The organism is Orbaceae bacterium lpD01, assembly GCA_036251705.1.
In the GTDB taxonomy this organism is placed as follows: domain Bacteria; phylum Pseudomonadota; class Gammaproteobacteria; order Enterobacterales; family Orbaceae; genus Utexia; species Utexia brackfieldae.
The window spans coordinates 1,291,977-1,306,132 of record CP133959.1 but is presented as its reverse complement, the minus strand read 5'-3'; the positions used below and the strand labels follow the sequence as shown (position 1 = coordinate 1,306,132).

Annotated in this window: 19 protein-coding genes; 13 read left to right on the top strand and 6 right to left on the bottom strand. The window is 37.4% G+C overall.

Annotated elements, in window-relative coordinates; genetic code table 11:
- Positions 1 to 461: 461 nt before the first annotated feature.
- The 4 genes from RHO15_05990 to RHO15_05975 form a co-directional block, all read right to left on the bottom strand.
- Positions 462 to 1,289 (bottom strand): hypothetical protein, encoded by an 828-nt coding sequence (locus RHO15_05990; protein WVD63032.1) that lies wholly within the window; start codon positions 1,287 to 1,289, stop codon positions 462 to 464.
- Positions 1,290 to 1,297: 8 nt separating this feature from the next.
- Positions 1,298 to 2,305, bottom strand: coding sequence for a tyrosine-type recombinase/integrase (locus tag RHO15_05985; protein WVD63031.1), 1,008 nt, complete (start codon positions 2,303 to 2,305; stop codon positions 1,298 to 1,300).
- Positions 2,277 to 2,798 (bottom strand): DUF4760 domain-containing protein, encoded by a 522-nt coding sequence (locus RHO15_05980; protein ID WVD63030.1) that lies wholly within the window; start codon positions 2,796 to 2,798, stop codon positions 2,277 to 2,279. The genes RHO15_05985 and RHO15_05980 overlap by 29 nt, the downstream gene beginning before the upstream one ends.
- A gap of 98 nt (positions 2,799 to 2,896) precedes the next feature.
- A complete protein-coding gene (locus RHO15_05975; GenBank protein ID WVD63029.1) occupies positions 2,897 to 3,250 on the bottom strand; it encodes a helix-turn-helix transcriptional regulator in 354 nt (117 codons plus the stop codon).
- A 119-nt stretch (positions 3,251 to 3,369) separates the two neighbouring features.
- Between RHO15_05975 and RHO15_05970 the strand changes: the two genes are divergently transcribed.
- From RHO15_05970 to RHO15_05910, 13 genes are all read left to right on the top strand, one after another.
- Positions 3,370 to 3,609, top strand: a complete 240-nt coding sequence (locus RHO15_05970; GenBank protein WVD63028.1) for a MerR family DNA-binding transcriptional regulator — start codon at positions 3,370 to 3,372, stop codon at positions 3,607 to 3,609.
- A gap of 2 nt (positions 3,610 to 3,611) precedes the next feature.
- The gene (locus tag RHO15_05965) at positions 3,612 to 3,761 is read left to right on the top strand and encodes a hypothetical protein (GenBank protein ID WVD63027.1); all 150 of its coding nucleotides are present in this window, start codon (positions 3,612 to 3,614) and stop codon (positions 3,759 to 3,761) included.
- Positions 3,754 to 4,005 (top strand): hypothetical protein, encoded by a 252-nt coding sequence (locus tag RHO15_05960; protein WVD63026.1) that lies wholly within the window; start codon positions 3,754 to 3,756, stop codon positions 4,003 to 4,005. Before RHO15_05965 ends, RHO15_05960 begins: the two co-directional genes overlap by 8 nt.
- A gap of 34 nt (positions 4,006 to 4,039) precedes the next feature.
- Positions 4,040 to 4,435 carry a hypothetical protein gene (locus RHO15_05955; GenBank protein WVD63025.1) on the top strand — a complete coding sequence of 132 codons (396 nt, stop codon included), beginning with the start codon at positions 4,040 to 4,042 and terminating at the stop codon, positions 4,433 to 4,435.
- Positions 4,425 to 4,649: a DUF2732 family protein gene (locus RHO15_05950; GenBank protein ID WVD63024.1), complete on the top strand. Its 225-nt coding sequence runs from the start codon at positions 4,425 to 4,427 to the stop codon at positions 4,647 to 4,649. Before RHO15_05955 ends, RHO15_05950 begins: the two co-directional genes overlap by 11 nt.
- Positions 4,649 to 4,852: a TraR/DksA family transcriptional regulator gene (locus RHO15_05945; protein WVD63023.1), complete on the top strand. Its 204-nt coding sequence runs from the start codon at positions 4,649 to 4,651 to the stop codon at positions 4,850 to 4,852. Before RHO15_05950 ends, RHO15_05945 begins: the two co-directional genes overlap by 1 nt.
- A gap of 78 nt (positions 4,853 to 4,930) precedes the next feature.
- Positions 4,931 to 5,140, top strand: coding sequence for a hypothetical protein (locus RHO15_05940; GenBank protein ID WVD63022.1), 210 nt, complete (start codon positions 4,931 to 4,933; stop codon positions 5,138 to 5,140).
- 16 nt (positions 5,141 to 5,156) lie between these two features.
- Positions 5,157 to 5,576 (top strand): hypothetical protein, encoded by a 420-nt coding sequence (locus RHO15_05935; protein ID WVD63021.1) that lies wholly within the window; start codon positions 5,157 to 5,159, stop codon positions 5,574 to 5,576.
- 43 nt (positions 5,577 to 5,619) lie between these two features.
- Entirely contained in the window at positions 5,620 to 6,456 is an 837-nt protein-coding gene (locus tag RHO15_05930; protein ID WVD63020.1) for a Dam family site-specific DNA-(adenine-N6)-methyltransferase, read from the top strand.
- A gap of 14 nt (positions 6,457 to 6,470) precedes the next feature.
- Positions 6,471 to 7,517: a DNA cytosine methyltransferase gene (locus RHO15_05925; protein WVD63019.1), complete on the top strand. Its 1,047-nt coding sequence runs from the start codon at positions 6,471 to 6,473 to the stop codon at positions 7,515 to 7,517.
- A gap of 6 nt (positions 7,518 to 7,523) precedes the next feature.
- On the top strand, positions 7,524 to 9,692 hold the full coding sequence (locus RHO15_05920) for a replication endonuclease (GenBank protein WVD63018.1): 2,169 nt from the start codon (positions 7,524 to 7,526) through the stop codon (positions 9,690 to 9,692).
- A gap of 571 nt (positions 9,693 to 10,263) precedes the next feature.
- Positions 10,264 to 10,434, top strand: coding sequence for a hypothetical protein (locus RHO15_05915; GenBank protein ID WVD63017.1), 171 nt, complete (start codon positions 10,264 to 10,266; stop codon positions 10,432 to 10,434).
- Positions 10,435 to 10,494: 60 nt separating this feature from the next.
- Entirely contained in the window at positions 10,495 to 11,040 is a 546-nt protein-coding gene (locus tag RHO15_05910; protein WVD63016.1) for a DUF4875 domain-containing protein, read from the top strand.
- Positions 11,041 to 11,325: 285 nt separating this feature from the next.
- Here RHO15_05910 and RHO15_05905 read toward each other — a convergent pair whose 3' ends face one another.
- Positions 11,326 to 12,321, bottom strand: a complete 996-nt coding sequence (locus RHO15_05905) for a phage portal protein (GenBank protein WVD63015.1) — start codon at positions 12,319 to 12,321, stop codon at positions 11,326 to 11,328.
- Positions 12,321 to 14,105: a terminase family protein gene (locus tag RHO15_05900; protein ID WVD63014.1), complete on the bottom strand. Its 1,785-nt coding sequence runs from the start codon at positions 14,103 to 14,105 to the stop codon at positions 12,321 to 12,323. The genes RHO15_05905 and RHO15_05900 overlap by 1 nt, the downstream gene beginning before the upstream one ends.
- Positions 14,106 to 14,156 lie beyond the last annotated feature (51 nt).

Genomic DNA, 14,156 nt, shown 5'->3' with positions numbered 1-14,156 from the left:
ACGGGGAGTTTTGTCTTCTGTAAAATAATACACGTCTCCAGCCAATCTATTTTATATCGCTATGCTTTAGTCCATATCCTGCTGATCGTTATCACAGCGCCAATGATAAAAAATACGCCGTACCCACATATCGAGCTCAGATTGCAGATTGTTAAGTTGATATGCTATCTCATCTAATTTGTATAAACACCGATATAGATGTAGCAAATGGTAAATAAAAGAGATAACTGAATGATAAGTATACGATGAGTTTATCGTACAAAACTGAGCGAATGATGGTGGGCTGTGGGGGGATCGAACCCACGACCAATTGATTAAGAGTTCTTTAACACTATATTTAAAATCAATAACTTACAAACAAATCAAAAGGTTAAGGATACATATAAAGACACATTTATCTATATAAGAATAACCTCAATCGCCATTTAACCGCCATTTAATATAGCGCTTTAAAGAGTTACCTACCCCTTAATTGGATAACTAACTATACAATGATTTTCACTAGTTAATATCACTTGATTCCCTTCTAAATGATTAAACGGAAAAGTAGAATAATCTAAGTTTCCAGATGAAAGATTCAGCACAATGTGGCTATCTTTAAAAGTCAACTTTATAGCTTGGGCAGGGAAAATACCTTTACCTTTTTCTGTTACTAAAAATGCTATAGGAAAAAAAGATAAGATACTCACGATACAGTTATTGCCATTATTGTAAAAACTGACCATTTTACTACTAATGTGCATTTTGTGAGGATAAAACCAATAATAAATATCATGAGTATTATTTAGCGCATTATCATCCCCCAAAACAAATTCCTGTAGTGGCGTAAAGTAAGGTGTGTATTGTGGAGTTATTTTGCAATCTTTGACAGTAGTTGCAGATAGTATGTGACCTATCATTGCCCGGCAAAACTTGATCGGATTAAACGGAACAGATACGGAATTATATATTGAATTTAAATTAGTAAAATAAATATTTATTTTTCTGTTCAATTCTTTAATGACGGAGGAAATTTCCACATCATTAGCACCTAGTATCGTATTATTACAATAAGCACATATCGTTTTAAATTTACTTCCATTTGTTGATGATACACCCTTTATTTTTGTTCCTTCAGCGCGTAACACATCAAAAATATGTTTTTGTTCAACTTTAGTAATTGTTATTGAACCTTTAGGTGGAACATGATCCATTGTAAGAAAACCGTATTTACCACAAATTAAACAATACCCTTCGGTTATTCTTACATTCTCTATTCTTTTAGATAAGTTTTTACTATAGTTTCCCATAATCAAATTCACTTATGTGTGATAGCCAACGGATTCAACCTTACCGCATCTTCAAAGTGATCTGGGGCGAAATGTGCATATCGCATAGTCATTTTGATGTCAGTGTGGCCGAGTATTTTTTGTAAAACTAAAATGTTTCCACCATTCATCATAAAATGGCTGGCGAAAGTATGCCGCAAAACGTGGGTTAACTGGCGATCTGGCAATTCGATACCAGCTCTATCAATTGCCGAACGGAACGCTGAATAACAAGCGGTAAATAGTGAGTAATTCTTTTTAGGGATCTCATTGAATAATAACTCACTTATTGGGACGGTCCGGTTACGTTTACCTTTGGTATTAATATAGGTGATTTTACCGTCTTTGACTTGAGTAGCCTTTAAGCTTTCCGCTTCGCTCCAACGCGCGCCAGTAGCTAGGCAAATTTTAACAATAATGGTTAAATCTTTAGCCTTGCTTTGCTGACAGGATAACAGTAGCGCATCAATTTGCTCTTTAGTTAAATAAGCCATTTCCTGATCATCAGTTTTAAATGAGCGTACCCGTTCCAGAGGATTATTATGTAACCACTCCCCTAACCTAATTAGCTCATTAAACATCGCTTTAAAATAGGTTAATTCTAAATTCATGGTTCTAGGCGCAACCGTTTTGATACGATCAGTTCGATATATTTCGCCACTGATACGTTTTTGCCGGTAGTTAGTGAATTGTTTGGCAGTAAAGTTAGTGGCTAGTGGATCATCAATGTATTCGCAGGCAAATAACATTGCTTTTAAACGAGAATGACCATCTTTTAAGGTTTGCCCATGCAAAGAGTACCAGATATTAATTAACTCGGATAAATGACGTTTATCCAGCTTCTCACGAAGCCATGGCTTTTCACTCGACTGTTCTTCTAAATAATTTTCATAAGCCAAGGCCTCTCCTTTAGTTGCAAACGTTTTTCTAATACGCCGGCCGCCATCGAGATATTTTTCAAAAAGCCATTTACCTGATTTTTGTTTTCTGACTGTCATTTTCCAAAAACTCAACTTTAAGGGGTTTTTTAGACCATTTATCAGCTAAACGTTCAAACTCAATATAGGCTGTCGGGTGTTCGCGGTTTTCTCTAATTTTATCAATCAAAGGCTTTGAACGCTGATAAACTCTGCATAATGTTGAATAAGATGTTTCTTTTATCATATTCTCGTCATATATCCCTTTTTTTATTGCAATAGCCATTCTTTCATATAAATTCAGAATATATCTAACTGAATTGAAATTTTTCCTCATTTCTTCCTTTCGTTTATTGTTCCAGGATGGATCCGGATCTATTAAGCAGCAAAGAGATAGGTTTGCTTTATACATAGTGCTTATTACATTAAGTGCATTGATGTATTTTTCATCTTCTCGGCTTTGAAACAAAAAATCGATTGTTTTAGAACTCTTGCCCGTTTTTCTACTTAACAAAATTGCAATGATAGAAACAATAAGAGCCAAAATACTAATCCCTAACTGGATTAATTCCATAACCCCTCTCCTACAGTATCTCGCCAGTCTTTAAAACTTAGAAAATCATTTTCAATAATAGAATCTACAACTATTCCTTATCACTCGTAATACATTTATTAAATCAACTTAGCCTTTAATTCTATAAGTTCCTGTTCAGTGATAACGCCCTTTTCTTTCAATACGGCCAATCGTTCTAATTTCTCTAATGTATCATCAGATAAAACTGTTTCTTTAGGTTTATTTGGTGGGAAATCCCCCTCACCAGTCGCAAGCCATTCAAGAGTAGCTCCAGTTTCAGCCATACAACGCACGACAAGATCTGACGGGAAAAAACCTTTTTTATAGCGAGATGACATATTGGCCGAAGATGTGCCCAAGTAATTGCTATATTCCAATTTTGTTCTAAAGCCATAAGCTTCAATAATTCTGTCTATGACTTCTGCACCACCACTCTCAAAATTAATTTTCACAATCAAACCCCAAGTTAATAAAAAGGTGTTGACTCTAAATTCAACTTATAATATATTTAACTTGAAGTTAGATTTCACCTATTTGAACATATATAAACATTAACCGGAAATAATGCACTATGACGACGCCAATTTCAATAGCTATTTCATCTCCTTATGTCACGGTGGATGAGTTTGCCAGATTGTCAGGCATGACTCCTCGCACTGTTCGAAAGTATGTCCATGAAGGACTTTTACCCACCAGGAAAAAGAAAGTGACAGGACGCTCAGATCGCTCAACTGTTCTTATCAATATGACGGCCTTAACACTTGAAGGTGCTAAGTCATTCAATCCAGAGTTAAACCTAAAAGAAGATTAACCATGAGTCATTCAATTTACTTAAGCACAAAAGCGGCAGATAAACCCGCTTTAATTTTTATCCGGACCAATTGCCACAATCAGCAGGGTTGGATTGAAAAACCAAACGGAAAGGCAATCAAATTGCAAAAAGCCAGAGGTAAACATGCCTAATAAACATTGTCTATTTGATGAAGCGCTGAAATTTGTTGAACACAATGAATTAGCTTACATATTAATTGAAGACATGAGATGCCATTACCGTGAAGTACAACAGGAATACTCTCTCAATGCTCTCTATTACTTTATTTCTGGTTTTTTTACAGCACAAAAATCACCTCCTATGGATGTAATGCAATGGTTAAACCGTTTTCCTGAACGTGCATTTAATTTGCCTAATACGAATTCTCTTCATTAAAAGGTTATTTGGTTACTGGTTGAGGTTATTTTCAATGATAAATGAGACAACACAACAACTTAAAACAAGGCTGAACAATCTAGATCAGGTTAGAAAATTACGTCAATTAATCACTAACGATCGCAGTCTGGCTCGTGCCGCTTTTGAACGGCTGAGCAGAGGCCAAAAGCGCTGCTTACTTATCGCTGCGGGGCTTGAGCATTGCACCGGAAACTGGGACCAATTAGACAATGATGATTTGGCCAAAATCCAGTTAGGTATAAAGCGATTATCAAGTGTTGTTAATCAATTTATGAATTGTAAGGAAGAGGATTTTATAAAAATCCAGTTACCAGAAACATCAGCAGCTATTGATCAACATAGCATTGTACTTAAAGAACGTGTTGCACTCGTCAAACAAATTACAGAGGGATCTCATTATGCCGAATAAATCAATGCAATCACTAAGCGGGGAAGCACTACTCGCAGCATTAAATCAAGCTAAAGAAGAAGCCAAAAACGGCTTGTGTGATGTTTTTCACAGTAAGCTCGATCGTTTAGCCAGTCACATTCGAAATAATCATTTATCGGGCGCGGAAGCCGCTGAATTGTTAGATCAAGAGGCGACTAAAATGCTAAATGAAAAAAATGAGGCATACACATAATGCGTGACAACATCGACAAGGCCAATGACTTAGCGCAGCGCGAGTTAGACAGTACATTAAAAAATCGAACACCTAAGTTTGTTGGTGAATCAGCAACACATTGTCAAGATTGTGACGAACCTATACCAGAACGACGCAGGCAGTTATTAGCCGGTTGTCAACTTTGTGTTGATTGTCAGAGTTTAAACGAACGCAGACGTTAACGACTTTAACATTATCCATAAACTTTCAGCAGCCAATTTATTCATTGATTAAAAGCAACGGATTGAGAGGGTTATATCATGAAATATACAGCAAATATTCAGTTATCCAGCCAGTGGCAAGACATCGCGCAATCCGGATTTTTTTATACTCGTCCACAAAAATTGACACCGGGGAGTATTGCTGTTTTGCACTGTGATAATGCGTCTTTATTTATTCGAGTAACAAAAGTTAACACCTCAATAATTGACAAAGAAAAAACGGTTAATCGATTCGAATTTATCAACTAAAAATGGACTAATAGTAATGAAACCGAAATTTGACCCAGCAAGACCGCCACTTGTTAACCCGTTCTGGCTATATATTCACGAATGGGATAAGGCGCAAGAAGGTGGAGACATTTGTGCCTCACAAGTACTAACTAGTCAAGACGCGTTAGATGCACTTAATTATTTACATTCTAAGACAACCAAAAAGGATGCGGACATGTTTAGCAAATATCCAAGAAAATCAATTAAAACAATTAAAGTATCAGAGAAAGAATTCGAATTAATAATACAACAAGGGGCTTCATTAATTCACGTTAAACGTGACGAAATGGAAGAAGAAGAACATGCAGTTCTAAATTGTAATGATGCAAGTATCGTAGTGTGCGTTGAGTCAATTAGTTATTCGTCTGTTTGCCGTGATTTGGACATTGTCACTTTTTCAAAAGTTCATCTATAAATACGAGCGCAATTGCGCCTTATTTATTCCCTATGAGGTTTCTATGCGTGTAGAAAAATCTTTTTTAAAATGGATAGGAAGCAAAAACCGGATCATTGATCAGTTATTGCCTTATTTACCCATCGGCGAATCACACTGTACTCGCCTTATTGAGCCTTTTGTCGGCGCTGGTAATGTGTTTATCAATACTAATTACCAAAGTTATATTATCGGTGATAGCAATCGAGATTTAATGAATGTTTATGTGTGGCTATATGACAATCTTGCTTTGCTCGTAAACACTGCAGAGTCATTATTTAATGACAATCTGGATTATTACGAAGTCAGACATTTATTTAATAATTGCCAACCATTCGATCGCGATTCGGTTGAGCAGGCAGCCAGATTTATTTGGCTTATGCGTCACTGTTTTAATGGAATTTGCCGATATAACAAATCAGGTAAATTTAACACGCCTAAAGGTAATTATAAAAAAGTCTACTTCCCGAAACAAGAGCTTATTAATTTTAGCAATAAGTTAAATTCTCATGAACTATTAATGCTTTCAGTAGATTTTACAGAGACTTTAGGATACGCAGATTATGGTGATGTTATTTATTGCGATCCGCCTTATCTATCAGCTAGCGAAAATGACTCTTTCGTCGGTTATACGCCGGGCGGTTTTGATTTCATTGGAACAATAGCCCTTAGAGATTGCTTGATTAAAGCTGTGCGTAAGGGTGCGATCGCTATTGTGTCTAATAGTGATAACGCTATTACTCGCGATATTTTTAGCGATTTTGAGCGTTACACTATTACCGCGCCCCGACGAGTGGCAGCCAACGGCAACCGCCAGCCGGCAAAAGAACTTATCTGCGTTTTAACGCCTGACATGCTTTAAAAATAGGAATCAGTATGGCTGCTTATTATAACGAGATAGATCCATTTGCGGCGCAATGGTTGAGAAATTTAATTGCTAAAAATCTTATTGCGCCCGGTGATGTTGATGAGAGAAGTATAGTTGATGTGACGTATCAAGATATCAAGAAGTATACCCAGTGCCATTTTTTTGCAGGTATTGGGGTTTGGTCTCATGCGTTGAGAAAAGCGGGTTGGTCAGATAGTCGATCTGTTTGGACGGGATCATGTCCGTGCCAGCCTTTTAGTGCAGCAGGAAAAAAAGAAGGTTTACAAGATGAACGACATTTATGGCCAGTGTGGTACGAACTCATTAAGCAGTGCAAACCTGACGTTATTTTTGGCGAGCAAGTATCAAGCAAAGACGCACTGTCTTGGCTCGACGTTGTACAAACTGACTTGGAAAAGTCGAACTACGCCGTCGGGGCGCTTGATATCTGCGCAGCGGGCGTCGGTGCTCCGCACATCCGGCAACGATTATACTGGGTGGCCGACGCCCTTAGCTTCGGACGTGAAAGGATGCTCGACGTTAGAAGCAGTGCAGCGCGAAGTATTGCGCAAGGGCCAGCGAACATCTTCTCGCCTGAGCGACTGTGCTATTCAGATGTTGAGGGGATGCCCAACACCTCTGGCGTCGGACAGCCGAGGGAGTGCGGGCAAAGGGAAATCAGAACTACCCAACATAGTAAAAATGACAGGATGGTTAACCCCAACCTCAACCAATATTGGGAAGCGCTCACCGGAGGCAATGGCCAAAAGAACAGCACAGCGATTAGCGACGGGCAGAACATCTCTGAGCCCGGGCAGCGTATCAGAACAAGTGAGTTTGTATCTCAAGGAATGCCAAACGCCGGCCCGACTAACGGCTTCTGGAGAGATGCAGATTGGCTATATTGCACAGATGGAAAATGGCGACCGGTTAGATCCGGCACATTCCCGTTGGTTAATGGGGCTACCGCCAGAGTGGGACGACTGCGCGCCTACGGCAATGCGATCAATGCGGAAGTTGCAAAAACATTTATCGAAAGCTATTTAGAGCTTTAAATCAAGATGACATCAACACAGCAGCTTAGAGATTTTACCGACGCAATACCCGAAAATACCCGATATTTTTCGGGTATTGCGCTGCGTGGTTACTTTGAAAAAATAGGGAAATATTTACCTTATAAGCCCATAGAAAGAACGCCAATAACCAAACCCGTTCTTGAAAAGAAAATGCCTAATGATATCTCTTATAGCGAGATAAAACTTTGGCAAGTTGATAATGAAGATCATGATTTTAGATCTCAATATATTGCTAACTTGCCTGATTATTTAAGTAGTTATTTCGCTAATAAGTATATTGATTTATTCAAAACGAAAAATCGCCGATCGGCTAATACCTTTTTACGCAATACCTTAGGTGGTGATATCAAGAAAAGACTTGATCTTGTCAATCATCGCTATGAGCCAATAAAACCCAGTGCATTATCGATTAATTTTAGTGCTGAGTTTGAAAAGCTACCCACATTCAGTCGCCAACGAATATCAGATCTTAGCGTAGAAATAGCCCGCTATTTAGATAAACATATTCAAAATTTATTATCTGAAACAGCGTTTTGCTTATCCGCTAATGAAACCAATCAAGAAAGTTTAGAGCACAAAATTTATTTAATCATTTTGAAAGAAATGGCCGGAATTAACATCGAACCACCCTACTTTTCTGATTACAAAAATGACAAATTAACTAATGACAACATCATTAAAGCTTTAGCTAAAATAACAGATGATAACTGGTGGAACAATAAGTTAAAAAGACGCCGTGATATTCAACGCGAACATTTATCTATCGCAGTTGGTCAGGTTCAAAAAAAAGCCAGCCCATATGCAAGCCGCTCATGTATTGGCGAGTGGATAGAGCAAAAACGGCAAAATAAAGAGTTTATTGATAATACCGCTATCGAAAATCAAGAGACGGGAGAACAGATCCCGTTAAACCTTCAAGTATATAAATCTAACGCCAACCCGGCTATTCGCCGCTGTGAATTAATGACCAGAATGCGTGGATTCGAAGACATTGCCGATGAGTTAAATTACAGCGGCGTATTTATCACGATTACTGCACCATCAAAATTTCATAGTGTTCACTCAAAAGGCGGATTTGTTGAAAACTGGATCGGTAACAATCCTCGCGATACTCAGTCCTACTTATGTGGTGTTTGGTCACGAATTAGAGCCAAATTAAACCGAGAAGGCATTAAAATCTTTGGTTTTCGCGTCGCTGAGCCACATCACGATGGCACACCCCACTGGCATATCTTAGTGTTTATGCGTCCAGAACATCTTGATATAGCCTTTAAAACGATGTGGATCTATGCAATGGATGAAGATGGACACGAAAAAGGCGCGGCATTAAACCGCTTTGAATTTACGATGATCGATAAAACTAAAGGTAGTGCAACTGGTTATATTGCTAAATATATTTCAAAAAATATCGATGGTTATGCTTTGGATGATGAACTCGACGACGGATCTGGGCAGAGCTTAAAGGATATGTCTAAAGCCGTCACCGCGTGGGCTAGTCGCTGGAAAATAAGACAGTTCCAACAAATAGGTGGCGCTCCTGTCTCGGTTTGGCGAGAACTTCGTAGATTAAAGGATAAAAAAGTAGAAGATAAAATCATCGATCCAGTGTTGGCTGCGGCGGATGTAGGAGATTGGGCTGCGTATACCTCTCACCAGGGTGGTCCTATGGTTTTAAGAAAAGATTTAAAAGTTCGCTTGTCTTACGATGAAGAGTTCAACCAGTACGAGGAAAAAATAAAAAAAATAAAAGGTGTGTTCTCCCCTCTAATTGGACTTAGCTCTTTTATTTGCACACGATTAATCAAGTGGGTACTAGTCAAAAAAGAAAAGGATGTTGACCTTAAAAATCGTGCGGGACGCACGCCTTGGAGTTCTGTCAATAACTGTACGCGGAAATTTAAGAATGACGGGGACGATCAGCGAGAACAAATAAGGAGAGAACTAAAAATAATGGGGTTATCTGATGATGATTTCATCATTAATCAGCTTTATTTACGAAAAAACATAAAAATCAATCAAAATCAGTACATAAAATTAGATAATACCTTAAATGGTGTGCATCTTATCGTGAGTAATTCACCAGGTGATAAAGTGAATCATTCAAAAAAATCATTGAAAATTAGCACATTTGATGATTACGAATTTTTATTTTAAAAAGGATCATAAAATGGTAACGCCAAGATTTAGACCAGTTCCACCACCCCCTAAAGAACAGTCATTATTAATGGTTATTAATGAATTAAATCAACTGCAATATCGGTGTGGTTGTTCATTAGCTAAACTACAAATAGCCTTGGAACATCTTAAAGCAATCAAAGTAAGTACCAAAACTTAATATTTAAGATAAATTTAAATTATGTCATTAATAAGCGATTTAGCCTATATTCAATCAATGATTTTTAATTAATTTGCTAGTTTTTCCACAAATTGAGGTTATTAAATTGTGGCATCATCAAATTTAATTTATATTTGATACTAGCCATAAAGAAATAATTTGATGATGTTATTTAAAAATATAAATCTATATCGTCATATTATGGCTTTCTGGTTTAATTCAAAATATTAAAAACTATAAGGAGTAGAGTTAATAATCATATTCATTCGAATAAATTATTCATGAATATTTTTAAACCATATAATAATTTATAGCTATTTTATAAGTTGACCAGAATTATAATTTTATATACTGTATATAAAAACAGTTATTTTGAAAGGTTATGAATCTATGGATGAATTAGAAAAAGCCAAAATAGTTGAGCGAGCGGAATTGCTCGTACGCGTTGTGACAGAGTCTGAACATCTAACCGAACAAGATAAAGATATTACATTGTTTTGGGTTCGTGATTTATTAGAACCGATAAAAGAATTTTTAGTAGATAAGGCACAAAAAAAATAATTTTATTCGTAATTTGTTCAATCTTAAATTATTTCACCATTTAAATTTTTGGGGATTTGTATGAAAAAATTCATTTTAGGCTTTTTAGCGCTTTTTCTTTTTATTACCAGTAGTGCTGCAAATCAAATTAAACCTTACGAAATTGTACATCAAAAAAATACCTCATTTGCCAATAGACTAAGAGCACAAATTTTTATTGTTTCGCCTGATGCACAAACATTAGAGCAAAGAGTTGATACAGCCAAAATTGCAGCCACGGATTATTCATTAAAAACTAATGCTAAAGTGGTATCAGTTTTTTTAGTACCATTTAAACAAGCAGCAGGAACAGGTTATAACTATGCAATTGCTAATTATTGGAGTGATGGCTGCGGCAACTCCGGTACTCAGTGCAATAATAAGCAATGGGAAGTTAATGCGACAGATCAACAATTAACAGACTTAGAACTTAAAATTGCTTATGAATATTATGCTAATCTAAATAAATTCCTCGATAAATACGGTCTGCCTGATGAACAGAAATTAACATCGTATGTAGCAAAAAAACTAAAAATTAAGACTAAGGATGCAAATCCTACTATGTTATTTTTAGAATCGATTGAATAATTTTTTTACTGCACAGATACAGTGCACGAAAATGAAAGATCTAAAAAGGATCTAAAATAGCGCAAGCCCTTTTATCAGGGCTTCTTTTGTAAACTGTGCAATTCTGCACAGATTCACACACTTTTAGCGCGCAGGTGGGGTGGGGTTACAACCGCGCGATTTAAGGTTATATCATCAAAATCAATCATAATAAAAATTATTGTTTATAATCAGTCAGCAAAAGTTTAAGCCATATTTTTCAAACAAAAAACCCGCTAAAGCGGGCGTTGTCATAACCAATGTTTACTACTCTAATTTATACGGTGTAAATCTGACTATCTCCTCTCCCATCCAATCATTAAGCTGTAAAAATCTATCTTGAAGTGGTTTAATTTCATTACGCGCAAATACTATCGATGCTTTTTCCGGGTCGCCAAAACCACCGGTATTTTTAGGCGTGATCCCCATCAGTGACGGCGGCACCCGGTGAGCTGTTAAAATATCATCCTGGCTAACAGATTTAATATCCGCAAAGTTATCTTTGGCGGCAACCTCACCAACTGGAATTAATTTTAGTCCATCAGGTTTACCATTTGGCGCATACATCAGTAAGTTGCGAAAATTACCCGGTCCTTTACTATTTTGTAAGGCTTTTTTTAATTCCTCGATATCCTTTTCGTTATGTGATGGATTAGATAGATACAGAATAAAACCAGCGTGAGAGCCATTCTTATAATAGCGCTGCCTGAATACAGTAGCTGAATTATCAAGCCAAACAGAATTAAGTGCAGATAAATACTCAGGAACACCATAAATCTCCTGATTTATTTCCGGCATCAATAAATGCCAAATACTACCCTTTTTAAATTCATGATCATCCAGGTATTGATCCAGATAAAAATATTGGTCAGTATCAACTCCGCGCCGGGTATATTTCGCCAAAGCTGGTTTTAATCCGTCTGGTTGTTTAAGTAAATTATTACGTTTTTCTAAATAGCCATTTCCTAATATTAAAAAGTCATTCGCAATACGTTCGAATGCTGATCGCGATAAATATTTATGAGGTATAAAAGTACTCGTCAGTATATTACGCTTAACATAAATTGGACTGCTGTGATATGACGATGAAGAAAACGTATTCGCTAACGTATTAAAATTGATAGGTGGCTCGTACCATTTGTCAAGCTCAGTACATTGTAAATACGTCAATAAATCCTTGGCGTCACCTAAAGGCTCACTATCGCCAAAAGTAAAGCTTACTATCTTATCATTCTGCTCTGCAGTTTGGTTGATTTCATTCATTATTCAAATACTCCAATATAACCACTGTTACTGTTTGCACCGCCTAAACTTTCCAGCGGCTCGTTATAAACTGCGTGCATTGTTGCCCATGCAATATCCGCATGAGATATCTCTTCATTACGATCGGCCACATAAGTGATTTGTCGCTGGCTGGCCGTCAATGTTTTACGAATAGCCATAAATGACTGTGCTAAATCCGACCATCCCGCATCAAATTCAAGGCGCCGTTTACGGATAATATCTTGCATCTTTAAAACTAAACGCTGCTTAACTTCTGGCGAATAAGTAAACCCCTGCACGGCGGGATAAAATTGTTTAACTATCTGATACACGCCAACGCCTAAGCCGGTTGCATCAATACCGATATAGGTCACGTTATAGCGTTCAGTCATTTTTTTGATGGCATCTGCTTGAGCAGCAAAGTCCATTCCGGTCCATTGGTGCTTCTCAATTACTCTAAATTTGCCCCCTTCAACAAGAGGCGGCGCAACAATAACACACCCAGCATTATCCCCGGTATTTGATGGATCGTAGCCAATCCAGACCGGACGATCACCAAGGGGTCTTAATGCAAATGGCTTGTAATCGTCCCATACCTCCCAAGAATCAACCATGCAAGGTTGTAAACTAGATAGTGGAAACACAGAAGCTGAATCATCAATAAATTGACATAAAAATAAGTTAGCGAAATCATCAGGACTATATTCAAGTTTTAACTGATTAATATCGAATAAATCAAATCCTAGCCGCTCGGCATCTTCAATCGTCACAATTTGACGCCATTGACCATCTGCACAGACGCAACCATTTTTAAGGGCGTTGTGCGAAATATCGATACTGATACGATCTTCTTTGCTTCGACCTTTGTTAAACAGTTGACCTGTCCAAAATTTATAGGCTTCGTGAGTTATACTTGATGGTGTTGATAAGTAGGTTTGTCTCCAACGTTTTTGGCTGGCCATCGCTGAAGCCACTTTACGCAACTCTAAAAATCGATTAATCCAAAAATATTCATCAAGATAAACATTACCATGATAACTCTGAGCTGTTTTTGAATTAGTCCCCAGAAAACGAATACGTGCATCATTGTGAGGAAAATGGATCACCTCACCTTTTAAATCAATATCAACATCATGGAAGAAATCGACGATATATTGGCGAGATTGGAAGGCTTGAGATTTCGATGCGGATAAATATATTTGATCTCGTCCGGTATTAATCGCATCAATGGCCCCCTCACGAGCAAAAAACATAGTTGCCCCGATCTGCCGCGATTTATTAATGTTACGGATGCGATGCTCAGTACCGGCCCGGTACCATATTCGCTGATGTTCGTATAAGCTGTCATTAAATAGTGTATTGATTTTTTCGATCTGTTCATCTGATAACAGATTAGTTTTGGGTTTTTGCTTCGGACTATTATTACGATTTGCTATATTTGGATTAAGATCTGTTTCATTACCACCATTTTGATAACGTTCAATCCTCGCGGTGCGCTCCAGTTGCCGGCTTAATAAATCGATCTCTTTAAAATCCTTCCCCTCTTTGTTCGGCTTAATCACTAAATGAATAAGTTGCGCCTCAAGCACGCCATTAACTCGCTCAAGTACCGTTGATTGTTCCCATTTATCGCGACGTTTCCAGCTATGAATGGTATTGATATTTTCATTAAGTAATTCGGCTATTCGTTTTATACGATAGCCAGCCCAATACAATGATCGCGCTGTGCGCCGTGGGTCGGTGTCGTCACTGACTAAATAATCTAATAAATTAATGTTTTGCATGATCTCTCCTCACGCCATCAATTTACCGATCATTGGTCTTTTTTTATTTAA

Coding starts and splice junctions, on each gene's coding strand:
- RHO15_05990 (WVD63032.1), bottom strand. CDS start 1,289: ATGGGAAACTATAGTAAAAACTTATCTAAAAGAATAGAGAATGTAAGA.
- RHO15_05985 (WVD63031.1), bottom strand. CDS start 2,305: ATGACAGTCAGAAAACAAAAATCAGGTAAATGGCTTTTTGAAAAATAT.
- RHO15_05980 (WVD63030.1), bottom strand. CDS start 2,798: ATGGAATTAATCCAGTTAGGGATTAGTATTTTGGCTCTTATTGTTTCT.
- RHO15_05970 (WVD63028.1), top strand. CDS start 3,370: ATGACGACGCCAATTTCAATAGCTATTTCATCTCCTTATGTCACGGTG.
- RHO15_05965 (WVD63027.1), top strand. CDS start 3,612: ATGAGTCATTCAATTTACTTAAGCACAAAAGCGGCAGATAAACCCGCT.
- RHO15_05960 (WVD63026.1), top strand. CDS start 3,754: ATGCCTAATAAACATTGTCTATTTGATGAAGCGCTGAAATTTGTTGAA.
- RHO15_05955 (WVD63025.1), top strand. CDS start 4,040: ATGATAAATGAGACAACACAACAACTTAAAACAAGGCTGAACAATCTA.
- RHO15_05950 (WVD63024.1), top strand. CDS start 4,425: ATGCCGAATAAATCAATGCAATCACTAAGCGGGGAAGCACTACTCGCA.
- RHO15_05945 (WVD63023.1), top strand. CDS start 4,649: ATGCGTGACAACATCGACAAGGCCAATGACTTAGCGCAGCGCGAGTTA.
- RHO15_05940 (WVD63022.1), top strand. CDS start 4,931: ATGAAATATACAGCAAATATTCAGTTATCCAGCCAGTGGCAAGACATC.
- RHO15_05935 (WVD63021.1), top strand. CDS start 5,157: ATGAAACCGAAATTTGACCCAGCAAGACCGCCACTTGTTAACCCGTTC.
- RHO15_05930 (WVD63020.1), top strand. CDS start 5,620: ATGCGTGTAGAAAAATCTTTTTTAAAATGGATAGGAAGCAAAAACCGG.
- RHO15_05925 (WVD63019.1), top strand. CDS start 6,471: ATGGCTGCTTATTATAACGAGATAGATCCATTTGCGGCGCAATGGTTG.
- RHO15_05920 (WVD63018.1), top strand. CDS start 7,524: ATGACATCAACACAGCAGCTTAGAGATTTTACCGACGCAATACCCGAA.
- RHO15_05915 (WVD63017.1), top strand. CDS start 10,264: ATGGATGAATTAGAAAAAGCCAAAATAGTTGAGCGAGCGGAATTGCTC.
- RHO15_05910 (WVD63016.1), top strand. CDS start 10,495: ATGAAAAAATTCATTTTAGGCTTTTTAGCGCTTTTTCTTTTTATTACC.
- RHO15_05905 (WVD63015.1), bottom strand. CDS start 12,321: ATGAATGAAATCAACCAAACTGCAGAGCAGAATGATAAGATAGTAAGC.
- RHO15_05900 (WVD63014.1), bottom strand. CDS start 14,105: ATGCAAAACATTAATTTATTAGATTATTTAGTCAGTGACGACACCGAC.